Origin of the sequence: Curtobacterium sp. UNCCL20, from assembly GCF_900101675.1 — a bacterium.
Classification (GTDB): domain Bacteria; phylum Actinomycetota; class Actinomycetes; order Actinomycetales; family Microbacteriaceae; genus Curtobacterium.
The window spans coordinates 202,852-223,735 of sequence record NZ_FNKG01000004.1; the positions used below are offsets into that span (position 1 = coordinate 202,852).

General features: G+C 72.4%; 22 protein-coding genes. 10 read left to right on the plus strand and 12 right to left on the minus strand.

Annotated elements, in window-relative coordinates:
• Positions 1–127: 127 nt before the first annotated feature.
• The gene (locus tag BLT36_RS16615; RefSeq protein ID WP_092096850.1) at positions 128–1,075 is read left to right on the plus strand and encodes a methyltransferase family protein; all 948 of its coding nucleotides are present in this window, start codon (positions 128–130) and stop codon (positions 1,073–1,075) included.
• Here BLT36_RS16615 and BLT36_RS16620 read toward each other — a convergent pair.
• Positions 1,056–1,568, minus strand: coding sequence for a VOC family protein (locus BLT36_RS16620; RefSeq protein ID WP_368086385.1), 513 nt, complete (start codon positions 1,566–1,568; stop codon positions 1,056–1,058). The two genes, BLT36_RS16615 and BLT36_RS16620, sit on opposite strands and share 20 nt — an antisense overlap.
• 364 nt (positions 1,569–1,932) lie before the next feature.
• Here BLT36_RS16620 and BLT36_RS16625 point away from each other — a divergent pair, with 364 nt between their 5' ends.
• The 5 genes from BLT36_RS16625 to BLT36_RS16645 all read left to right on the plus strand — a co-directional run bounded on the left by BLT36_RS16625 (position 1,933) and on the right by BLT36_RS16645 (position 8,174).
• Positions 1,933–3,186 (plus strand): ice-binding family protein, encoded by a 1,254-nt coding sequence (locus BLT36_RS16625; protein ID WP_092096851.1) that lies wholly within the window; start codon positions 1,933–1,935, stop codon positions 3,184–3,186.
• A gap of 107 nt (positions 3,187–3,293) precedes the next feature.
• Positions 3,294–3,950 carry an isochorismatase family protein gene (locus tag BLT36_RS16630; protein WP_092096853.1) on the plus strand — a complete coding sequence of 219 codons (657 nt, stop codon included), beginning with the start codon at positions 3,294–3,296 and terminating at the stop codon, positions 3,948–3,950.
• Positions 3,951–4,043: 93 nt separating this feature from the next.
• Positions 4,044–6,506: an excinuclease ABC subunit UvrA gene (locus tag BLT36_RS16635; protein ID WP_092096854.1), complete on the plus strand. Its 2,463-nt coding sequence runs from the start codon at positions 4,044–4,046 to the stop codon at positions 6,504–6,506.
• 24 nt (positions 6,507–6,530) lie between these two features.
• Positions 6,531–7,178: a DedA family protein gene (locus tag BLT36_RS16640; protein ID WP_092096856.1), complete on the plus strand. Its 648-nt coding sequence runs from the start codon at positions 6,531–6,533 to the stop codon at positions 7,176–7,178.
• 183 nt (positions 7,179–7,361) lie between these two features.
• Complete coding sequence (locus BLT36_RS16645) at positions 7,362–8,174, plus strand: COG4705 family protein (protein WP_092096857.1); 813 nt, start codon at positions 7,362–7,364, stop codon at positions 8,172–8,174.
• Between the two features lie 22 nt (positions 8,175–8,196).
• Here BLT36_RS16645 and BLT36_RS16650 read toward each other — a convergent pair whose 3' ends face one another.
• Both BLT36_RS16650 and BLT36_RS16655 read right to left on the minus strand, forming a co-directional pair.
• Positions 8,197–9,246 carry a sensor histidine kinase gene (locus tag BLT36_RS16650; protein ID WP_092096859.1) on the minus strand — a complete coding sequence of 350 codons (1,050 nt, stop codon included), beginning with the start codon at positions 9,244–9,246 and terminating at the stop codon, positions 8,197–8,199.
• Positions 9,243–9,905, minus strand: coding sequence for a response regulator transcription factor (locus BLT36_RS16655; RefSeq protein ID WP_092096860.1), 663 nt, complete (start codon positions 9,903–9,905; stop codon positions 9,243–9,245). The genes BLT36_RS16650 and BLT36_RS16655 overlap by 4 nt, the downstream gene beginning before the upstream one ends.
• Positions 9,906–10,001: 96 nt before the next feature.
• Between BLT36_RS16655 and BLT36_RS16660 the strand changes: the two genes are divergently transcribed.
• Positions 10,002–10,763 carry a COG4705 family protein gene (locus tag BLT36_RS16660; RefSeq protein WP_175529700.1) on the plus strand — a complete coding sequence of 254 codons (762 nt, stop codon included), beginning with the start codon at positions 10,002–10,004 and terminating at the stop codon, positions 10,761–10,763.
• Positions 10,764–10,826: 63 nt separating this feature from the next.
• Here BLT36_RS16660 and BLT36_RS16665 read toward each other — a convergent pair whose 3' ends face one another.
• From BLT36_RS16665 to BLT36_RS16690, 6 genes are all read right to left on the minus strand, one after another.
• A complete protein-coding gene (locus BLT36_RS16665) occupies positions 10,827–11,585 on the minus strand; it encodes an FAD:protein FMN transferase (protein WP_254787712.1) in 759 nt (252 codons plus the stop codon).
• Positions 11,582–12,106: an FMN-binding protein gene (locus tag BLT36_RS16670; RefSeq protein WP_092096863.1), complete on the minus strand. Its 525-nt coding sequence runs from the start codon at positions 12,104–12,106 to the stop codon at positions 11,582–11,584. Before BLT36_RS16670 ends, BLT36_RS16665 begins: the two co-directional genes overlap by 4 nt.
• Complete coding sequence (locus BLT36_RS16675) at positions 12,103–13,557, minus strand: ferredoxin reductase family protein (RefSeq protein ID WP_092097289.1); 1,455 nt, start codon at positions 13,555–13,557, stop codon at positions 12,103–12,105. Before BLT36_RS16675 ends, BLT36_RS16670 begins: the two co-directional genes overlap by 4 nt.
• Positions 13,558–13,682: 125 nt before the next feature.
• Complete coding sequence (locus BLT36_RS16680; protein ID WP_092096865.1) at positions 13,683–15,047, minus strand: sensor histidine kinase; 1,365 nt, start codon at positions 15,045–15,047, stop codon at positions 13,683–13,685.
• A complete protein-coding gene (locus BLT36_RS16685; RefSeq protein ID WP_092096866.1) occupies positions 15,044–15,727 on the minus strand; it encodes a response regulator transcription factor in 684 nt (227 codons plus the stop codon). Before BLT36_RS16685 ends, BLT36_RS16680 begins: the two co-directional genes overlap by 4 nt.
• Before the next feature lie 33 nt (positions 15,728–15,760).
• Positions 15,761–16,492, minus strand: a complete 732-nt coding sequence (locus BLT36_RS16690; RefSeq protein ID WP_092096868.1) for a VIT1/CCC1 transporter family protein — start codon at positions 16,490–16,492, stop codon at positions 15,761–15,763.
• 96 nt (positions 16,493–16,588) lie between these two features.
• On the opposite strand from BLT36_RS16690, the gene BLT36_RS16695 reads away from it, so the two are divergent.
• Positions 16,589–17,035: a hypothetical protein gene (locus BLT36_RS16695; RefSeq protein ID WP_139166504.1), complete on the plus strand. Its 447-nt coding sequence runs from the start codon at positions 16,589–16,591 to the stop codon at positions 17,033–17,035.
• 109 nt (positions 17,036–17,144) lie between these two features.
• On the opposite strand, the gene BLT36_RS16700 is transcribed toward BLT36_RS16695, so the two are convergent.
• Positions 17,145–17,729 carry a TetR/AcrR family transcriptional regulator gene (locus BLT36_RS16700; RefSeq protein ID WP_092096872.1) on the minus strand — a complete coding sequence of 195 codons (585 nt, stop codon included), beginning with the start codon at positions 17,727–17,729 and terminating at the stop codon, positions 17,145–17,147.
• A gap of 51 nt (positions 17,730–17,780) precedes the next feature.
• Here BLT36_RS16700 and BLT36_RS16705 point away from each other — a divergent pair, with 51 nt between their 5' ends.
• Both BLT36_RS16705 and BLT36_RS16710 read left to right on the plus strand, forming a co-directional pair.
• Entirely contained in the window at positions 17,781–18,692 is a 912-nt protein-coding gene (locus BLT36_RS16705; protein WP_217638328.1) for an alpha/beta fold hydrolase, read from the plus strand.
• Positions 18,693–18,790: 98 nt separating this feature from the next.
• Positions 18,791–19,552, plus strand: a complete 762-nt coding sequence (locus BLT36_RS16710; protein ID WP_092096875.1) for an SDR family NAD(P)-dependent oxidoreductase — start codon at positions 18,791–18,793, stop codon at positions 19,550–19,552.
• 90 nt (positions 19,553–19,642) lie between these two features.
• Here BLT36_RS16710 and BLT36_RS16715 read toward each other — a convergent pair whose 3' ends face one another.
• Both BLT36_RS16715 and BLT36_RS16720 read right to left on the minus strand, forming a co-directional pair.
• On the minus strand, positions 19,643–19,990 hold the full coding sequence (locus BLT36_RS16715) for a cupin domain-containing protein (RefSeq protein WP_092096876.1): 348 nt from the start codon (positions 19,988–19,990) through the stop codon (positions 19,643–19,645).
• A complete protein-coding gene (locus BLT36_RS16720; protein ID WP_092096878.1) occupies positions 19,987–20,862 on the minus strand; it encodes a class II glutamine amidotransferase in 876 nt (291 codons plus the stop codon). Before BLT36_RS16720 ends, BLT36_RS16715 begins: the two co-directional genes overlap by 4 nt.
• Between the last annotated feature and the right edge of the window lie 22 nt (positions 20,863–20,884).

Sequence of the window (20,884 nt, forward strand, 5' to 3'; positions counted from 1 at the left end):
CACGGCTGATCTGGTCGTTCCTGTTTTCTGCCTGGAGGCGCGGTGCCAGCTGGCACCGCGCCTCCAGTCTGTCCTGGGCCGGGCCGGATTCGTTTCCGTGCGCGCCGCGCACTGCTACGGTGCACCCATGTCCTGGGGTCGGCTGTACTTCGCGGTGCAGGCCCTCGGCGGGGCGGCCTGGTGGATCGCGGTCTTCTCGATCCCTGCCGTCCGGACCGCGACGCTCGGGTCGCTCGACCCGGTCCTCGTCGCCGCGTTCGACGTGCCGCTGTTCGTGCTCGGGTCCGCGCTCGCGGCTGCCGGTGTGCGGATCGCCGCCGCCGTCGCCACGGTGTGGACCGTTCTCGTGATGGTGGGTCTCGCAGCGTGGGCGACCGTCACCACCGAGGCCGGCGTCGGTGTCCTCGTCATGATCGTGGCCGCCGTCGGATCGGCGCTCGCGCTGACGCTGGTGCTGCTCGGGAGGATCCCGACGGAGTGGGTGACCTTCGGCCCGCTGGCGTTCCGGACGGCGGACCCGGACGCGCCGCGGCGACGCAACGTCCTCGCGACCGTGCTGCAGATCGTGGTCTTCTGGGGGCTGTTCCTCGGGGTGATCCCGCTCGTCGTCGCGTTCGCCGAGCACCGCTGGCGGCTCCACCCACCGCTTCCCGACGCGCTGGTCACCGCCTCGGTCGTGGCCGGTGCGGTGGCGCTCGTCGCGGCCAGCGCCCTCGGGATCGCGTCGGCTGCGGCCATGGCGACGCAGGGAAAGGGCACGCCGCTGCCCTCGGCGATGCCGAACCGCCTCGTCGTCGCCGGGCCGTACCGGTCGGTCCGGAACCCGATGGCACTCGCCGGCATCGCCCAGGGGGTCGCCGTCGGGTTGCTGCTCTCGTCGTGGATGGTCGTCGTGTACGCGCTCGCCGGCTCGATCGTCTGGAACTGCATCGTCCGCCCGCTCGAGGAAGCCGACCTCGAGCACCGGTTCGGCGACGACTTCCGGCGCTACGCCGACCGAGTCCGGTGTTGGGTCCCGCGGTGGCCGATCGCGGCGAGCGCCCCGGCCGACGCGATCAGCCCGCCGCGCCGCTGACGTCCGACGCGCTGCCGACCGGTCCGCTGTCGGCCGGGCCGCTGATGTTCACGAGCCAGGCCACGCCGAAGCGGTCGGTGAGCATGCCGAAGACGTCGCCCCACGGCGCCTTCGTGAGCGGCTCGATGATGGTGGCGCCCTCGGCGAGGCCGTTCCAGTAGCGGGTGAGCGCTTCTTCGTCATCGCCACTGAGGGACACCGAGATGTTGCTGACGTCGGGGCCCTCCATGCCCGCGGGTGCGTCGGAGACCATGAGGACGAGGCCGTTCTCCGCCAGGAGCTGGCCGTGCATGAGCTTGTCGGCGTCGGCGGGGTCCTGGGCCATGCCGGCCTCGCCGAAGGTGGTGAGGGTTGCCTCGCCGCCGAAGACCGAGTGGTAGAAGCCGAGGGCGTCGCGCGCCTGCGTGCGGAACCCGATGTACGGGTTGAGGGTGACGGTCATGGTGCGCTCCTCCGCGTCGTGCGCGGACGCCGTCGTCCGTGCCTGGTCCATGGTCCCACGGTGCGGTCTCCGCGGCCCCGTACGGTGCCGGATCCGAGCGGGCCTGGAGGCGCGCGGCGGGCTGGCACCGTTCCTCCAGGCCGTCGTCGCGATCGCGAGCCCTGTCGACTGACTGTCAGCTTTCATCCGATCGGAGGATGTGGCGGACGGGACGCCACGGCATCGTGGGGTGCGTGCGGGGAGTCCGGTCGTCCGTGACCGCGGTCGTGGGGGCCGCGGTCGCGGCGAGCCGGGCGGACAATACGCGCTGATCAGGCCGGAAACGGTCGATCAGGGCGCATACTTCGAAGACCGGAGATCATGCTGGCGTCGTCGACGCTCGCGTCGTGCCTCTCCCGCTCAGACAGGTGCCTTCATGGCCACGTCCCCGTTCCTCCGCTCTGTGATGACGGGATGTGCCGCGATCGGCCTCGCCGCGTCCGTGATCCTGCTCTCCACCACCCCCGCATCCGCTGCGACCGTGATCAACGGTCCCGTCGACCTGGGCACCGCCGCGACCTACGGTGTCCTCGGTGCCAGCGCGGTGACGAACACCGGCCCGACGGTCGTCAACGGCGACCTCGGCGTCTCCCCCGGGACCTCGATCACCGGCTTCGGTCCGGCGGACGGCATCGTGAACGGCACCGTCCACCAGACCGACGCCGCCGCCGCTCAGGCACAGCGCGACACGACGACGGCGTACGACGTCGCCGCCGGACTCACGCCGACGCGCACCGGCATCACCGAACTCAACGGACTCTCCCTGACCCCGGGCGTCTACTCCGGCGGCGCACTCTCGCTGGCGAACACCGGAGCACTGACCCTGGCGGGCAGCGCGAACTCGGTGTGGGTGTTCCAGGCCGCGTCCACCCTGACGATCGGGTCCGGCACCCGCATCACGATCACCGGTGGCGCGAGCTCCTGCAACGTCTTCTGGCAGGTCGGCAGTTCGGCCACCGTGGGGACGGGCGCGCAGTTCCAGGGCACGGTCCTCGCGCAGCAGTCCGTGACCGCGACCACCGGGGCGACCGTCGTCGGTCGGCTCCTCGCCCGCACCGGCGCCGTGACGCTGGACACGAACACGATCACCGCGTCGTCCGGGTGCCCGACGCCGGGGACACCCTCCGAGACGACGGCGCCGACGATCACGTCGGGCACACCGCCGACCGCGACCGCCGGTACCCCGTACTCGTACACGGTGACCGCGACCGGAACGCCAGCGCCGACCTACACCGCCGTCGGACTGCCCGCCGGCCTCACGCTGAACGGCACGACCGGGGTCGTCTCAGGGACCCCGACCGCGCCGGGGACGTCGCGGGTGACGATCACCGCGTCGAACGGCACGTCACCGAACGCCACCACGGTCGTGACCATCACGGTCCGGCCGACAGCGCCCGCCTCGACGCCGCCCAGCGCCGCGCCGACCACCCCCGCGGGGAACTCGACAGCGGTCGCCGTCGGCTCCGGGAGCGGATCGGGCGGTGAGCTGGCCTTCACGGGCTCCGACCCGACCGTCCCGCTCGGCATCGCCGGTGCGCTGCTCGCCGCCGGGATCGCGCTCACCGTCGTCGTCCGACAGTCGGGGCCGGCACGGCACCGTCAGGTGCGCGCGGCGAACCGGCGTCGGTAGCCAGTTCCGTCGGGGGGCGGGCAGGATCGGGGTGTCCGTCCCCGTGACTGCCCGTCTCCGTGGCTGCCCGTCTCCGTGGCTGCCCGTCCCGCACCCCAGGAGCACTCGTGACCACCACCGCTCGCGCCCTCGTCGTCATCGACGTCCAACAGGAGTACTTCGACGGCCCGCTGACCGTCCAGTACCCGCCCGTCACCGACTCGCTGGCGCAGATCACCACCGCCATCGACGCCGCGACCGCTGACGGCACCCCCGTCGTCGTCGTCCAGCACACCTCGGGCACACCGGCACCGGTGTTCGACCCGACCACCGAACGCTTCGCGCTGCACCCGGAGATCGAGCAGCGGCGGACCGACTCGTGGCACGCCGTCACGAAGGAGTACTCCTCCGTGTTCGCCCACACCGACCTCGTGGACTGGCTGCGGGAACGCGACATCGGGACCGTGACCCTCGTCGGGTACATGACGAACAACTGCGTCATCGCGTCCGCGGCGGACGCCGAAGCCCGGGGCATCGCTGTCGAGGTGCTCTCCGACGCGACCGGCGCGATCAGCATCGGGAACGACGCCGGGGCCGTCGACGCCGAGACCGTGCACCGGACACTCATGACCGTGCTGCACTCGAACCTCGCTGCCGTCGCGACGACGGCCTCGTGGACCGCGGCGCTCCACGCGGGCGAGGCGCTCCCCCAAGGCGACCTGCCGAGCTCGGCGACGGCGGGGGCGGAACGGTTCCCGGGAGGGTCGGCCGGGACGGGCGGCTGACCGGCGGCTGGCGGCCGGCTGGCGGGCGGCGTCCGCGCCTCGGACTCGCCGTCCGCGGTCCGGCGTCCAGCCGCCCCGCCTAGCATCGTGAGGATGCCTGCTCCCGCACGTCCTTCCCCGCGCACGCCGAGCACCCCACCCTCGCCGGACGGCTTCATCCGGGTCCGGGGCGCGCACGAGAACAACCTCCGCGGGGTCGACGTGGACATCCCGCGGGACCGCATCGTCGCGTTCACCGGCGTCTCGGGGTCCGGCAAGACCTCACTCGCCTTCGGCACCGTCTTCGCCGAGGCACAGCGCCGCTTCCTCGAGTCCGTCGCCCCGTACGCCAGGCGCCTCATCGCCCAGGGGTCGACGCCGCACGTCGACTCGATCACCGGGCTCCCACCGGCCGTCGCGCTCCAGCAACGCCGCGGCGCGCCGAGCACCCGGTCCACGGTCGGCACGCTGACGACCCTGTCGAACTCGATGCGCATGCTGTTCTCCCGCGCCGGGACCTACCCGTCCGGAGCCGACCGGCTCGAGTCCGACTCGTTCTCGCCGAACACGGTCGCCGGGGCGTGCCCGCGGTGCCACGGGCTCGGCACCGCCCACGAGGTCACCGAGACATCCGCCGTGCACGACGACTCCCTCAGCATCCGGGACGGCGCGATCACCGCGTGGCCCGGCGCCTGGCAGGGGAAGAACCTCCGCGACGTCACCGCGGTCCTCGGCTACGACATCGAACGGCCGTGGCGCGAGCTCCCCCGAGCGGACCGCGACTGGCTGCTCTTCACCGAGGAACAGCCGGTCGTCGAGGTGCACCCGAAGCGGGACCGTGTGGCGAAGCCCTACAAGGGACGGTTCTGGAGCGCCCGGCAGTACATCCTGCACACGCTCGCCGACTCCCAGAGCGAGACGCAGCGGACCAAGGCGATGCAGTTCGTCGAGTCCGGCCCGTGCGGGCTGTGCCACGGCACGGGCCTCACACGTGCCGCGCTCGCGGTGACCATCGGCGGGCACTCGATCGCCGCGTTGAACGGGCTCCCGCTGACGGCGCTCGCCGACGTGCTGCGGCCGATCGCCGCGATCACGGACGCCGGTGCCGCGACGTCACGGGCGTCCTCCGGCGAGCACACCGAGGTCGCCGTCGCCATCAGCCGTGACCTGCTGACCCGTGTCGAGGTGCTCACCGGGCTCGGACTCGGGTACCTCTCGCTCGACCGGGCGACCCCGACCCTCTCCCCCGGCGAGACGCAGCGGCTCCGCATCGCGACGCAGCTCCGGTCGGGGCTGTTCGGCGTCGTCTACGTGCTCGACGAACCGAGCGCCGGGCTGCACCCCGCCGACGCCGAGTCGCTGATGGAGGTGCTCGAGGACCTGCGCGCCGGCGGCAACAGCGTCTTCGTCGTGGAGCACGACATGCGCATCGTCCGACGGGCGGACTGGATCGTGGACGTCGGTCCGGGTGCCGGTGCCGGCGGCGGCACGGTGCTCTACAGCGGCCCCGTCGACGGGCTCGCCGAGGCCGACGAGTCGGTGACCCGGCGGTACCTCGACCCGGGCGCGCGCACCGTCGCCGCACCGGAACGCCGGCTCCCGGTCGGGACGCTCGAACTCCGCGACGTCACACGGCACAACCTCCGGGGGCTCGACGTCGACGTCCCGCTCGGAGTCCTCACCGCGGTGACCGGTGTGAGCGGGTCGGGCAAGTCCTCCCTGGTCGGCGGCGTCCTGCCGGAGGTCGCGGCGACGCACCCGCTCGTCGACCGCGTGGTGCAGGTCGACCAGAAGCCGATCGGCCGCACGCCCCGGTCCAACCTCGCCACGTACACCGGTCTCTTCGACGCCGTCCGCGCAGCGTTCGCGGCGACCGACGACGCCCGTGCCCGCGGGTGGAGCGCCGGTCGGTTCTCGTTCAACGTCGCCGGCGGCCGCTGCGACGTGTGCCAGGGCGAGGGATCCGTGTCCGTCGAGCTCCTGTTCCTGCCGGGCAGCTGGGCGCCGTGCCCGGAGTGCCACGGGACCCGGTACACGGCCGAGACCCTCGAGGTCCGGTGGAACGGTGCCACGATCGCCGACGTCCTCGGCATGACCGTCGACGAGGCCGCGCCGTTCCTCGACGCCGTCCCGCCGGCGTCCCGCGCGCTCGAGGTCCTCCGACAGGTCGGGCTCGGGTACCTCCGACTCGGCCAACCCGCACCCGAGCTCTCCGGCGGCGAGGCCCAGCGGATCAAGCTGGCGACCGAGCTGCAGCGAGCGCGCAACGGACACACGCTGTACCTGCTCGACGAGCCGACCACCGGGCTCCACCCCGCCGACGCCGAGCTGCTCACCGAACAGCTCGCCCGGCTGACCGACGCCCGGAACACCGTCGTCGTGGTCGAACACGCGATGGACGTCGTCGCGCAGGCGGACCACGTCATCGACATGGGGCCGGGCGGCGGCGACGCCGGCGGGCAGGTCGTCGCCGCGGGCACCCCGGACCAGGTCGCGGCGTCGCCGGACAGTCGGACGGCGCCGTTCCTCCGAGCGGCACTCGCCGGCTCGGCCGCGCCGATTCTTGGACGTTCCTGATCCCCGCCCGCCGAGGATCGTCCGATGCACACGATAGTCCCCGCCGTGGTCCCGATCTTCGACGCCACTTCGCTGCTCCACACGTTCGGCCCATGGGTCCTGCTCGGCATCGGGTTGGTGGTCTTCGTCGAGTCCGGTGTCCTCTTCCCGTTCCTGCCCGGCGACTCCCTCCTCGTCACCGCGGCGATCCTGTCGAGCGCGCTCGGGATCACGCCCTGGCAGATCATCCTGGTCGGTGTCGTCGCAGCGTTCCTCGGCGACCAGGTGGGGTTCTGGCTCGGTCGGCGCGTGGGACGACGGCTGTTCCGTGACGACGCACGTGTCCTGAGGACATCCCGCCTGCAGGAAGCAGAGGCGTTCTTCGCGAGGTACGGCGCACTCGCGCTCGTGCTCGGTCGGTTCGTCCCGATCGTCCGCACCTACGTCCCGCTCGCGGCCGGTACCGCCGACCTGCGCTGGCGCCGCTTCACGCTCTGGAACCTCGTCGGTGGAATCGCCTGGGTGGTCGGCATGACGGTGGTCGGCGTGCTCCTGGGCGGCATCCCGTTCGTCGCACACAACATCGACGTCCTCAGCGTGGTGATCGTCGTCGTCTCGGTGCTCCCCGTCGTCATCGGCGCGCTCCGCGCGCGTCGAACGCGCCCGACCCCGCGCTCGGGTGAGCGGGTCTGACACCGGACCAGGTGGCGGACTGGAGGCACGGTGCAGGGCCGCCACGCGCCTCCAGTCCGACGGGTGCCCCGGCCACGTGCCGTCCTGCCCCAGCTCCGGTTTCTGAGCGGATTCTGGAACCCTCGTCCGTACGGTCGTGCCGCGCTCCGACCGGAGCGTGTCGACCGACCACGGAGGCATCCCATGCCACGCTCGATCCCCGCGCCCACCGGCGTCCTGTTCCGTTCGCGCAACAAGGTCCCGGACCCGACCGCGTCGTTCTGGATCATCAAGGTGCTCGCCACGACCGTCGGTGAGACCGCGGCCGACCTGATGAGCGACACCCTCGGATTCGGCCTCCCGCTCACCACGGTGGTGATGGCCGCCGTGCTCGTCGCCTTCCTCGTCGCGCAGTTCCGTGGCCGCGCCTACCGACCGTCGGTCTACTGGGTCACGGTGGTGCTCATCAGCATCGTCGGCACCTGCATCACCGACAACCTCACCGACGGGCTCGGCGTGCCGCTGTGGGCGAGCACCGTGGTGTTCGCGGCAGCCCTCACCGCGGTGTTCGCCATCTGGTACCGCGTCGAGGGGACGCTGTCGATCCACCGGGTCGACACCTTCCGCCGCGAGGTCTTCTACTGGCTGGCGATCCTGTTCACCTTCGCGCTGGGCACGGCCGCCGGCGACCTCATCGGAGAGCAGACGGGCCTCGGCTACCTGCCGGCGCTGCTCCTCTTCGCCGGGGGCATCGCCCTCGTCTCGCTGCTGTTCTTCGGGTTCCGGGTGAACGGCGTGGTGTGCTTCTGGGCCGCCTACGTCCTGACCCGCCCGCTCGGTGCCTCCCTCGGCGACCTGCTGTCGCAACCGACCGGTGACGGTGGGCTGGGCTTCGGGACGATCGCCACGAGCGTCCTCTTCCTCGCGGCGATCGTCGCGATCGTCAGTGTGGTCGCGGTCAGGCTGCGCCGACGCTCGACCACGCGGACGCTCGGTGAGGACGCGATGGCGGCGTGAGTCGGACGGACCGGCCGCGCGGTCAGCTCGCGGCCGGTCCGCTCGCGTCGGACGCGCCCCCGTCGTGCCGGCCCGGGGTGGACCCGTTCGCGCTCGGCGCGTCCGCACGCGGGAGGGTCAGCACGAACGTCGTGCCGTCCGGGCCGGTCGCGCCGACCCGGACCGCCCCGCCGTGCCGCAGCACGACCTCACGGACGAGTGCGAGGCCGATGCCGTAGCTCGCGCGCCTCGTCCCCCTGCCGGCCGAGTGACTGCCGTGTGCGAAGCGGTCGAAGACCCGCGCCGGGTCGATGCCCCGGATCCCGTCGCCCTGGTCCTGCACGGAGAGTTCGACGGTGGTGCTCGCGGCGTGGACCGACACCGACACCACCGAACCCGCCGGCGCGTGACCGACCGCGTTGTCGAGCAGCGCGACGATGCACCGACGGAGTGCGGTGGACGGCACGGCGACCGAGACCTCGACCCGGTCGTACTCGATCCGGACGTCGCGCTCGTCAGCGAGGACGCCCAGGTCACGGGCCGCCCGCACCACCTCGGGGAGCAGGGCAGACTCGAGCCGTTCGCCGTCGGGCTCCAAGGCGGCGACGCGGAGGAGGTCGTCGACGATGGCTGCGAGCGAACGGGTGTCCTCACGCAGCGCCGCGACGACGGCCGCGTTCTCGTCGTCCGGTCGGATGCGGCGCTGCAGCTGCTGGACGCGCGCACTCATCACCGTGAGCGGTGTCCGCAACTCGTGACTCGCGTCGGCGACGAAGGTCCGCTGGAGTCGGAGCGCGTCGCCCAGCGGCACCACTGCGCGTCGGGCGATCAGCCACGTCGCGGCGCCGGCCAGCACCACGGCTCCCGCGCCGATCACCGCGAGCGCGGCGAGCAGCTCGTCGCGGTCCACGAATATCCTGGTGGTGTCGGTGGCGTGCCGTTCGGCTTCCTCACCGGCACTCGACTGCCAGAGCACGTACGCGAACACCAGTCCGATGATGACCACCACGAGTCCGGCGGAGACCGCGGCGACCTGCCAGCCGATCCGCACCGCCGACCGGTGCACCGCGAGCTCGTCGGGATCGCGGCTCACGGGGAACCGATCCGGTACCCGACGCCGCGGATCGTCGTGATGAGTTCGCGGTCCGTCTTCCGCCGGATGTAGTGCACGTAGGTGTCGACGGTGCCCTCCAGTTCGCTCTCGCCGAAGACGCTCGACAGGATGTGGGCACGCGAGAAGGCGGTCGTCGGGGACTTCGCCAGGAGTTCGAGCAGCGCGTTCTCGCGGTCGGTGAGCTGGATGCGGCCGGAGTACGGCGAGTACACCGTCGCGGTGTCGGGGTAGAAGGTCCACCCGCCGATCGGCAGGGGGTCTCCCTCGGAGGTGTAGTCGCGGGTCAGGGCGCGGAGCCGTGCGGAGAGTTCGTCGAACTCGAACGGCTTCACCAGGTAGTCGTTCGCGCCGGCGTCGAGGCCGGACACACGGTCGTCGAGGGCGCCGAGCGCCGTGAGCATGAGCACCGGGGTCGCGTCCCGCCGCCGACGCAGCGCGGCGACGTACTCGGCGCCGTCGATGCCCGGCAGGCGGCGGTCGACGACCATCACCGCGAACGACCGTTCAGCTGCGGTCGCGAGCGCCTCCTCGCCGGAGGTCACGAGCGTCACCTCCCAGTCGTCGCCGAGCACCTCGGCGACGAGCGGTCCGAGCCGCGGGTCGTCCTCCACGAGCAACAGCCGGTCGTCCTTCCTCAACGGTCTCCCTCCGAGGCGCCGTGACGGCGCTCGTTCCCAGCGTGGCACAGTGCGATTCTCAGAGGATCCTCCGAGCCGTGCGGCGAGCCTCGAAGCGTGCGTGTGAACAAGGTCCCGGTCCCCTCTCCGTCGTTCTGGTTCGTGAAGGTCCTCACCACCGGCTTCGGTGAGGCGCTGTCCGACTTCCTGGTCCGCCGGTTCGATCCGGTGGACACCGTGCTCACCACGGCGGTGGTCTTCATCGCGGTGCTCGCCGTGCAGGTCGCCAGCCCGCGGTTCTCGCCGTGGCGGTACTGGGCGGCCGTGGTGATGGTCGCGGTGTTCGGCACGATGGTGGCGGACGCGGCGCACGTCGCCGTCGGGGTGCCGTACGCGTTGTCCGCGCTCGTGTTCGCGGTGGTGCTCGCCGCGGTCTTCGTCGGGTGGCGGACCACGGCGGGGTCGCTCGACGTCCACGGCATCGACTCCCTGTCGCGCGAGCTCTGGTACTGGGCGGCGGTGATCGCGACCTTCGCGCTCGGGACGGCGACGGGCGACCTCGTCGCGTCGGTGACCCGGTTCGGGTTCCTGGCGGGGGGCTGCTGCTTCCTCGCGGCGGTGCTGGTCACCGTGGCGCTCCGCCGTTCCCGCGTGCTGGGTCCCGTCGTGGCGTTCTGGACGGCGTACGTCCTCACCCGTCCGCTCGGTGCGTCCGTGGCCGACTGGGTCGCGGTCGCTCCGGGTCGGGGTGGGCTCGGGGCGGGGACCGGCCTGGTGTCGGCGGTCGTCGGCATCGCCATCGTCGTGTCCGTCTCGACGCTCACGAACCGGCAGCGCCGCCGGGAGCACGCGGAACGGATCGCGATCGTGGGGTCCTGAATCGCTGGTCCGACCGGGGCGGCCGTTGCGTCGCGAGGTGCTCCGGTCCGGACGGTCGATCGCTCACGCTGCGGGCGAGGCGGATCCGGCGCGGACCACGCCGGTGGCCCCCGGGGTCGCCCACACCCGACCGTCCACACCGAATGCGAGGACGTCGACGGTCCCCTCGCCGGTGATCCGCCGGAGGTCCTCCTCGTCACCCGCGACCACGGCCGTGGCGAGCACGTCCGCGGTGACGACGTCGTCGGCGATGACGGTGGCCTGCCGGAACGTCGGTGCCACGCGTCTCCAGACGTGCTCCCCGCGCTCCGCGGTACCGGACGTCGCCACGGCACGGCGGTCGTCGAGCCGGACGACCCCGACGACGACGTCGCGCTGGTCCGGGTCGACGATCCCCACGCTCCACGGATCGGCGCCGTGCCGGCCGCGGACGAGGACGTCGCCGCCGGCGTTGAGCATCCAGGCGGGGTCCTCGTCCCCGGGCGCGACAGCAGCGTCGAGCACAGCTCCGGCGTCCCGGATCGCGAGCGCCTTCACCACACCGGACAGGTCGATGACGCCGTCCGGCCGGTGCGGTGTGAACGCACCGCCCGTCCGGTCCCGCCACTGCAGCGCGAGGGCGTACACGGCGCGGACCTCGTCCGGGCTGTCCGCGAGCCGGAGCGACCCCGCCGCGATCCGGCTGAGCACGGACGCCGGGTCGTACAGGCTGTACCGGTGGTCGTAGCCCGCGAACACCGCGCGGACCGTCGACGCAGTGGCAGTGGATGCCCCGCGGACACTCACGACGGTCCCCATGGTCTCGAACGTGGTGACGCTCACAGCCCGGCCTTGTCGATCGCCGACTGGAGCGACGTCGTGTACCCCTCGCTCGTGTACGTCGCACCGCTGACCGCCTGGATAGTCGCCGACTGCGCCTGCAGGGCCTCCTGCCGGAGGATCGGCGCGGCCTGCTGGCTGATCTGCACGGACCGGCCGTCCCGGTCGGTGAGCTGGAGGGCGGTGACGTCGGTGATCTTCCCGTCCGCCACGACGATCTGCACCTGGACGGGGCCGAACTGTGTCTGGGTCGTGGCCCCGGCGAAGGTCCCGGAGACCGACGACGATGACCCGGAACCGGACGTCGATCCCGACGACGACCCGGAACCGGACGTCGATCCCGACGACGACGATGACCCGGTCGACCCAGCCGACCCGGCCGACCCGGCCGACGACCCGGCCACCGATGACCCGCTCGTCGTTCCCGACTGCGCCGTGACCGCCGGCTGCCCGCCGAGCTGCCACCCGATCACCAGGACCGCAGCCGACGTCACGACGCCCCCGGCGATGACCCGTGCCCTCATGACTCGAACCGTTCCTGGTGGATCTGGTGCTCGGGCACCCCGGCGAGCCGGGCCTCGCGCACGACGAGGTCGGACCACGCCCGTGGGCCGCACACGTACAGGTCGGACTCCAGCAGTCGCGGGAACACCGAGCGGAGCGTGACACCGCGCCGCAGGTCGTCTTCGGTCATCCAGCTCTCGCCCGACCGTGCCCGGTGCCCCACCATCGCGTACAGCCGGCTGCCCGTGGCCTCGGCGAGCGCCGCGGTCTCCTGCCAGAGGTACTGCTGGCTGGTGTCCGAGCCGCGCAGCAGCACGGTCGCCTCGCCCGGTCGGAGGTCGGTGTCCTCGAGGAGTGCGCGGACGGGTGTGATGCCGATGCCGGAGGCGACGAGCGCCAGGAAGGGTGCGGTGCGCGCCTGGCTGGTGAACAGCCCGTACGGTCCCTCGAGGGAGACGGTGGTCCCGGGGGTGATCCGGCCGAGTCGGGCGGATCCGGCGCCGAGGTCGCGGACGGTGATACGTGCGCGGTCCCGCCCGGGTACCGCGGAGAACGACACGGGGTGCGCGTGCCACCAGGTCTTCGTGGTCCAGAACCGCCACACCCCGTACTGGCCGCCGCGGGTCCCGAGTGCGTCGAGGTCGCGGCCGGCGAGGTGGATGGACACCACGCCCGGTGCGATCGGTTCGACGGCGACGACGCGGATCCGGTGTCGGAGGGTCACGACGATCGGCAGCACGATCCGGTACAGGGCGATGAGCCCGAGCGCCACGATGTACAGGGTGACCCAGTACACGCGCTGCCAGGTCCCGTTCGCCAGGACGCTGCCGACGCTGAGCATGTGCGGGAGTGCCACGAGCACGGCGGCGTAGCTGAGGAGGTGGATGACGTGCCACGTCTCGTAGGGCAGGCGACGTCGGACCGCGACGAGGGACGACACCACCACCGCGACGAAGAGTCCGAGCCCGAGGTACGCCAGCGGCATGTCCGGCGTCGAGAAGAGGGCGATGGTCTCGGCGATGGGCCCGCTGCCCGACGATGCGGAGTACCCGAGTGTCAGCAGCAGTCCGTGTGCGAGCAGGAGGTACAGCACCGGCTTGCCGAGCGACCGGTGCACGGCGATGGCGTTGTCCTGGCCGAACACCCGGTCGATGAGCGGGACCCGCGCGGCGAGGACGAGCATCACCAGGACGAGGTCGGTGCCGATCAGCCCGGCGACGATGCCGGCGGCGGTCAGCCAGCCGCCGACCCCGGACACGCTGTGCGACCCGGGCGTGACGAGCCACAGCGTGACGGCCATCGCCGCGGACGCCCAGGCGAGGATCCCGAGGAGGTCCACCGCGGCCGCGCGTCGGCGTCCGGCTCGACGACGCCGGTGGGCAGCGACCTCGAGCGGTTCGGCCGGGGCGGCGGTGCCGGGGAACGGGCCCGTGACGGGCGGTGTCGACGTGGGGCGAGCGGTGTCGATCATCGTCTCGGTCCTCTCCAGCTGGGTGTCGGGTGACACACAGCATCGGCATCGGTCCTATGCAGGAACCCGGAACGAGCGGTGTCGTTCGTTCGAGACTTCGAGTGTTGCCGTCTGGTGCTCGTGGATCAGCGTTCCGGCAGTCGCACCACGGCGACGGCGCCACCGTCCGCGCCGTTCTCGAGGGTTGCCGATCCGCCGGCCCGTTCCGCGGTGGCGCGGACCAGCGCCAGGCCGAGCCCGCTGCCACCGAGGACGGACGTGCGCGACGCGTCGGCCCGGGTGAAGCGGTCGAACGCGCGCGGCAGGAAGTCCGCCGCGACGCCGTGTCCGTCGTCGACCACGCGGAGCTCGAGCGTCCGCTCCGCGTCCTGCGCGAGTGCCACCCGGACGACCCCGCCCGCGTCGCCGGCGGCGATCGCGTTCGCGACGAGGTTGTCGACGACCCGTGCGAACGCGGTCGTGGCCACCGCGTACTCCGACGATCCCGACGGGACGTCCACACTGAAGTCGATGTCCCGGTCCGCGGCACCGCCGAGTGCCCGTGCCCGGTCGATCGACCCCATGAGTTCGGTGACGAGGTCGGCGGCCGAGGTGGCCGGGGGCGCGTCCACCTCCTCGATGCGGCTGAGCTCGAGCAGGCTGTTCGCGAGCGCGACGAGCCGCCCCGCGTCGGTCTCGGCGGCTCGGAGCTCACGCTCGAGGGCCGGAGCATCGCCCGCCGACCGGTGCGCGAGTTCGAGTCGTGCGGTGAGGGCGGCGAGCGGGGTCCGGAGCTCGTGGCTGGCGTCGGAGACCATCCGTCGCTCGCGGGCGGCGTTCGCACGCTGCCGGTCGATGAACGCGTTCAGCGTGCGGGCGAGGTCCGCGAGTTCGTCGTCGGACGCACCGACGGGCAGGTGGCCGCTCGCCGCGCCGGCGCTCAGGGCCTCCGCGGTGCTCCGCATCCGGGCGACCGGGCGGAGGGCGAGGGTCGAGAGGAGCCAGGCCGTACCCGCGAACGCGACGAGCGCCAGCAGCGTTCCGACCACCAGCGACCGGTCGACCCGTGCGAGCGTCTCCTCGCCGGCACGGCCGTCGTGCGCGGCCCACACGACGGACGTTCCCGTGCGGGTCTCGACCGGTGTGCCGACGACGGTGAACACCCGGTGGCCCTCGTGCAGCCGCAGCGTGACGACGTCGTCCGGGGTGGTCGCGGGCAGGGCGTCCCGCACGTCTTCCGGGAGGGAGTCGATGACCCACCCCCCGGACGGGTCGCTGATGCCGACGAGCACGTCCTCCGCGGGACGGTCCGGCGGCTCGTCGGGGTTGTGCCGCAGGTCGGACACGAACGGAGCGGCGTCTCCGGCAGCGAGCGACCGGTCCGACGCCAGGGTCGCCCGTTCGATCTGCACGTGCAGCACGACGGCGACGCCCGCCAGGACCACGGCGCCGATCAGGAAGCTGCCGAGGGTGATGCGCGCCCGGATCGAGAGGCGGCGGAACGCCCTCACGGCGTCGGCACCACTTCGAGCGCGTAGCCGACCCCGCGCACCGTCCGGATCGCCACGTCGGCCGCCGACGCCTGCAGCTTCTTCCGGACGTAGCTGACGTACTGGTCCACGATCGTCGGGTCGAAGTGCTCGGCGCTCCCCCAGACCTCGTCCAGCACCTCGGCGCGGGTCCTCGGTTCCGGGGCGCCCTGGATGAGGAAGCGCAGCAGGGAGAACTCCTTCACACTCAACGGCAGGTCCTTCCCGCCGACCGAGGCACGGACCGCCACCGTGTCGAGCCGGACGCGACCGGCCTCCACCACGGTCGACCCGCCCGCCGCTCGACGGCGGAGCTGCGCACGGATCCGGGCGTTCAGCTCCGCGATCGCGAACGGCTTCGTCAGGTAGTCGTCGGCACCCGAGTCGAGCCCGAAGACCCGGTCGTCGACGGCATCGCGCGCGGTCACGAGGATCACCGGGAAGTCCTCACCCATCTCGCGGAGCCGCCGGCACACCTCGAAGCCGCTCATCTCGGGCAGCATCACGTCGATCGCCGCGGCGTCGAACGACCGCGACCGCGCCTCGACGAGGGCCGCCACACCGTCCGTGACGACCGTCACGTCGTGCCCCTCACCGACGAGGCCCCGCTCCACGAGCGCCCCCATGGACGGGTCGTCCTCCACCACCAGGATGTTCGCCACGTCAGTCCGCTCCCACGCCCGCCCGCGACCCGCTCAGACCAGACCACTGGTGCCGAGGACCGAACCGATCGCGAACGTCGCGGCGAGCGCGAGCGCACCACCCACCACGACCCGGACCGTGGCGCGGGGCACCGAGCCCCCGCCGATCCGCGCACCGGTCGCCCCAGTCAGCGCGAGCGCGACGAGGACGACCACGAACGTGACCGGCACCCGGACCCCGGCCGGCGGCAGCAGGATCGCGAGCAGGGGCAGCAGCGCCCCGATCGAGAACGCCGCGGCCGAGGCGAACGCGGCGTTCCACGGACTCACGACCTCGGTCTCGTCGATGCCGAGCTCGGTCGACAGGTGCGCAGCGAGGGCGTCCTCGGCGGTGAGCTCCGCCGCCACCCGCTCGGCGGTGACCCGCTCGAGGCCCTTCGCCTGCCACAGCTGCGTCAGCTCCTCGAGCTCCGCGTCCGGGTCCTCGGCGAGTTCCCGGCGCTCCTGGTCGATCAACGAGCGCTGACTGTCCCGCTGGCTGCTGACCGACACGTACTCACCGAGCGCCATCGACACGGCACCACCGACCAGTGCGGCGACGCCGGCGGTCGCGATCGCCGGCACCGACGCGGACGCCCCGGCCACACCGACGACGATCGACGCGGTCGAGACGATCCCGTCGTTCGCGCCGAGGACGCCCGCGCGCAACCAGTTGAGCCGTCCCGCGAGCCCGCCCTGGTGGGGTTCGTCGGGGTGCGTCGGGAGGACGGAGGTCGAATCGGACATGGGACCAGCAAACCAGCACGGAGCGGTCCCATCGTGTGAGGTTTCGAACGATCGGCATGCGGCGTGGCGGGCCCGGTGCTGGTTAGCCTCCTCGGCATGTCCGCTTCCTCCACACGGTCCGACCTCCGACGCACGGCCACGACCGAGCAGTCCGGCCCGCGACGGCTCTTCGCCGCCCTCGTCGGCCTGACCGTCCTCTTCGTGTTCCTGCAGTCCCTCACCGCCGGCGAGTTCATCTCGGACGGGCTCAGCGGTGCGGCGAAGCACACCTGGACCGACGTCCACGGGTTCGTCGCCTACCCGATCATGGTCTGCGCGCTCGCCGCGTCCGTCGTCGGCTTCGCGCGGCTCCGCGCGTCGCGGGAGGCCGCGGCGTGGGCTGGCGCGCTCTTCGCGCTGAGCGTCCTGCAGTGGCTGCTCGGCCACTGCATCACGACCCTCGGCTGGGACTGGGTCACCCCGTGGCACGTCGTGCTGGCGTTCGTCGTCTACGGCGTCGCCGTCTGGCTGCTGGTGCGCGCGGTCGCGATGCTGCGCGGCTGACGTCGCGATCGGTCGACGGCCTGGAGGCGCGGTGCCAGCTGGCACCGCGCCTCCAGGCCGCACCGACCCGCCCCCACTGCCACCGTCACTTGTCCCAGGCCGGCACCGGTCACTCCGCGACCGCGTGTGCGAGACCCTCGACGGAGACCGCGACCACGGACTCGAGATCGGCTGTGCTGGCCCCGCCCCGGCTCATGACGGCGAGGGACTGGTTGACCGCAGCGACCTGGAGCGCGAACGTCTCCGCGACCGAGGCAGGCATCCCGCTGGCCCGCAGGGCGCTCCCGACGCGGTGCCGCTGGCGACCGAGGGCGCCGACGGCGTGCGCTGCGACGTCCGGTGTGAGGGTCGGGACCGCCATCACGGACTGGGCGATCAGGCATCCGTCCGGCACGTCGGGATCGGCGATGCGGGCCAGGGTGACGTCGAAGAACGCCCGGACCACGGCGACCGGATCCGGGGCCGCGCCGGACAGGGCCGCGTCGTACCGGTCGCCGTACCTGGCCGCGTACCGGTCGAGGCACCGGAGGAAGAGCGCGTCCTTCCCGCCGAACGACGAGTAGAGCGAACTCCGGTTCAGGCCGGTGACCCGCGACAGGTCGTCGATCGACGTGTCGGCGTACCCGGCCCGCCAGAACTGGGTCATCGCGGCGTCGAGCACACGCTCCACGTCGAACTGCTTCTTGCCGGCCATGCATCGATCCTATCTTGAACTGAACGGTTCAGGATGTGTACCGTTCCCCTCGTGACCGTCTCCCAGAACATCCCCGTCCACGATCTCCCCCTGCACGACCTCGCCGGGTTCACCCACCGGTGGGTCGACGTGGACGGGACCCGCCTGCACGCCGTCGACGGCGGCCGACCCGATGGCCCGACCATCGTCCTCCTCGCCGGGTTCCCCCAGACCTGGTGGGCGTGGAGCGAGGTGATGCCGCGACTCGCCGCCGACCTCCACGTCATCGCGGTCGACCTGCCCGGCCAGGGCCACTCCGACCGACCGACGAGCAGCTACGACACCGCCACGGTCGGCGGCCTCGTCCATCGCGCCGTCCAGTCGCTCGGGGTCCGGACGTACTGGCTCGCCGGGCACGACATCGGTGCGTGGGTGGCGTTCTCCCTCGCGCTCGCGCACCAGGACCACCTCCACGGTGTCGCCCTGCTGGACGCGGGGATCCCCGGCATCACGCTCCCCGAGAGCACCCCGACCGACCCGGACCGGGCGTGGAAGACCTGGCACTTCGCCTTCCACCTCGTCCCCGACCTGCCCGAAGCACTCCTGAGCGGGCGTGAGCGCGAGTACGTCAGCTGGTTCCTCCGGGTGAAGGCACGCACCCCCGACGTGTTCGACGACGCCGACGTGGAGCACTACGCAGCCGCACTCGCAGCCGAGGGCGGACTCACCGCGGCACTCGCGTACTACCGCGACGCCGCGGAGTCGGCACGCGCCAACCACGACGTCCTCGCCCGCGGACGCCTGACGGTGCCCGTGCTCGGGGTGTCCAGCAGCCACGGTTCGATCCCGGACATGGCGGCGTCGATCAGCCCCTGGGCGGAACACACCACCGGCGTCGTCGTGCCCGACGCCGGACACTTCATCCCCGACGAGCAACCCGACGCCGTCGCCGCGGCACTCCTCCGCTTCACGGGTGCAGCATGATCGTGCAGGGACGGTCGCTCTGGCGATCCCCGGTGGAAGACGGCCGCAGCACGAGGCGATCCGCGCCTCCCGTCCGCACCTGACCTGAAGGGCTCCCCATGCACCCCACGACCCTCGACGGATCCGTCGCCCTGGTGACCGCAGCCTCCCGCGGGATCGGACGGGCGATCGCCCTCGACCTCGCCGCACACGGCGCGGACATCGCCCTCGGGGTCCGTGACCCCGAGGGGACGGCGGCGCTCGCCGACGAGATCCGCTCACTCGGACGGCGGGTCGCCGTCGTCGGGATGGACGTGACGGACCTGCCCGGGTGCCGCACCGCGATCGACGCCGCAGTGGAGGAGCTCGGCCCGATCGACGTGCTCGTGAACAACGCCGGCGGCGGCGTCGTCGAGGACGCGATGGACGTCACCGAAGAGCACTTCGACGCGGTGTGGGCGCTCACCACGAAGTCGACGTTCTTCATCTCCCAGTACGTCGCCCGCCAGATGCGGTCCACCGGCGGCGGCTCGATCGTGAACATCGCGTCGCAGGCGGGGCTCGTCGCCCTGCCCGGGGAGTCCGCGTACTGCACGAGCAAGGCCGCGGTGATCCACCTGACGAAGTGCCTCGCGGTCGAGTGGGGGCAGTACGGCATCCGGGTGAACGCCGTCGCACCGACCTTCGTCGAGACCGACGGCACAGCGCCCGCACTCTCGGACGAGGCGTTCCGGCAGGACACGGTGGAGCGCATCGCGGCGCTGCACCGCATCGGAGCGCCGGAGGAGGTCGCGGCGGCGGTCACGTTCCTGGCCGGGCCAGGGGCGTCGCTCGTCACCGGCACGGCGCTGCCGATCGACGGTGGGTGGACGGCGCGCTGACGAGCGACAGCGGCCTGGAGGCGCGTGGCGGGCGAGCCACGCGCCTCCAGGCCGTCGTCGATGCACCATCACCCACCGTGGTCCGGCCCGTCAGCGCGTCGTCGGGCCGAGGACCGGTCCCTGGTCAGGGGTCGCTGGCGCGTCCTTGAGTTCGACGAGGATAGTGTGCGTCGGGGTCGTCCCGGTGTTGCGGCCGGAATGCTGCTGCGCGGCGAGCCAGACGGCGGTGCCGGCGGGCAGTGCGACGTCGACGCTCCGGTCACCCGAGGTGAGGCGGCGCTCGAAGCCGGTCACCGTCACGAGGACGCTGTTCGGGTGCCGGTGCGGGTGGGTCTCGTCGTCCGGCTCGTCGGTGTAGTCGAGCACGCGGACGTGCTCGTTCTCCCACAGCAGCCGGTAGTGCTGTGGGTCGGTGACGAGCGGATCGTCGGCGGTCACGGTGCTCCCGCCGGGGATCCCGGCGTCACTCCCGCCGTCGCTCCCGCGGGGGCGACGGGCCGGAACGGCACCTCGCGGGTCTCGGTGCCGATGCTGATCGCGGTGCCCGCCGGGACCTCGTGCCACAGCCCCGGCAGGGCGACCAGCGGCTCGGACACCACGACGCGCGCGTTCTCGGGCAGGTGGGAGAGCCGTTCGTTCTCCGGGTAGAGCTGCCGGACGGACCCCACGTCGGAGCTCACGAACAGGGAGTTGGCGGTCCCGGCGCTCACGTACCGCACCGCCGTCAGCGTGTGCCCGTCGGTCAGACCGATCGTCATCTGCAGTGCGTTGTCGATCCCGGCGTCGCGCGCGACCGACTCCACGAAGCCGGCCATGCGTTCGAGCCCGCCGACCGGGTCCTCCTCGAGGCCGAACGTCAGGGCGAGGAAGAACATCAGCTCGGAGTCCGTCGACCCGAGGATGCACGGGAAGAGGTCCTTGCGCACGGCCATCAGGAGCGGGCGACGGAGCCGGGCGAAGTCGGTGACGAAGCCGTTGTGCACGAAGAGCCAGTCGCCGTAGCGGAAGGGGTGGCTGTTCGTCTCCTGCACCGGCGTCCCCGTCGCTGCCCGGACGTGCGCGAGGAAGAGTCCGCTCGACACCTCGGACGCGAGTTCCCGGAGGTTCTGGTCGCCCCAGGCGGGTGCGGCGCTCCGGAACACCGTCGGTTGCTCGCGTCGGCCGTACCAGCCGAGACCGGTGCCGTCGCCGTTCGGAGCGGGTGTCTCCGGCGAGTGGAAGCGGCTCTGCTCGATCAGCGAGCGTTCCGTGTCGTAGAGCAGCTCACGCGGCTCGATCGGATCCCCGACGTACCCCAGCCACCGACACATGCGGGCCTCCCTGGCACCGTTG

Coding starts and splice junctions, on each gene's coding strand:
- BLT36_RS16635 (WP_092096854.1), top strand. CDS start 4,044: ATGCCTGCTCCCGCACGTCCTTCCCCGCGCACGCCGAGCACCCCACCC.
- BLT36_RS16690 (WP_092096868.1), bottom strand. CDS start 16,492: ATGTCCGATTCGACCTCCGTCCTCCCGACGCACCCCGACGAACCCCAC.
- BLT36_RS16625 (WP_092096851.1), top strand. CDS start 1,933: ATGGCCACGTCCCCGTTCCTCCGCTCTGTGATGACGGGATGTGCCGCG.
- BLT36_RS16645 (WP_092096857.1), top strand. CDS start 7,362: ATGCCACGCTCGATCCCCGCGCCCACCGGCGTCCTGTTCCGTTCGCGC.
- BLT36_RS16675 (WP_092097289.1), bottom strand. CDS start 13,557: ATGATCGACACCGCTCGCCCCACGTCGACACCGCCCGTCACGGGCCCG.
- BLT36_RS16695 (WP_139166504.1), top strand. CDS start 16,589: ATGTCCGCTTCCTCCACACGGTCCGACCTCCGACGCACGGCCACGACC.
- BLT36_RS16620 (WP_368086385.1), bottom strand. CDS start 1,568: ATGGACCAGGCACGGACGACGGCGTCCGCGCACGACGCGGAGGAGCGC.
- BLT36_RS16720 (WP_092096878.1), bottom strand. CDS start 20,862: ATGTGTCGGTGGCTGGGGTACGTCGGGGATCCGATCGAGCCGCGTGAG.
- BLT36_RS16700 (WP_092096872.1), bottom strand. CDS start 17,729: ATGGCCGGCAAGAAGCAGTTCGACGTGGAGCGTGTGCTCGACGCCGCG.
- BLT36_RS16710 (WP_092096875.1), top strand. CDS start 18,791: ATGCACCCCACGACCCTCGACGGATCCGTCGCCCTGGTGACCGCAGCC.
- BLT36_RS16615 (WP_092096850.1), top strand. CDS start 128: ATGTCCTGGGGTCGGCTGTACTTCGCGGTGCAGGCCCTCGGCGGGGCG.
- BLT36_RS16670 (WP_092096863.1), bottom strand. CDS start 12,106: ATGAGGGCACGGGTCATCGCCGGGGGCGTCGTGACGTCGGCTGCGGTC.
- BLT36_RS16640 (WP_092096856.1), top strand. CDS start 6,531: ATGCACACGATAGTCCCCGCCGTGGTCCCGATCTTCGACGCCACTTCG.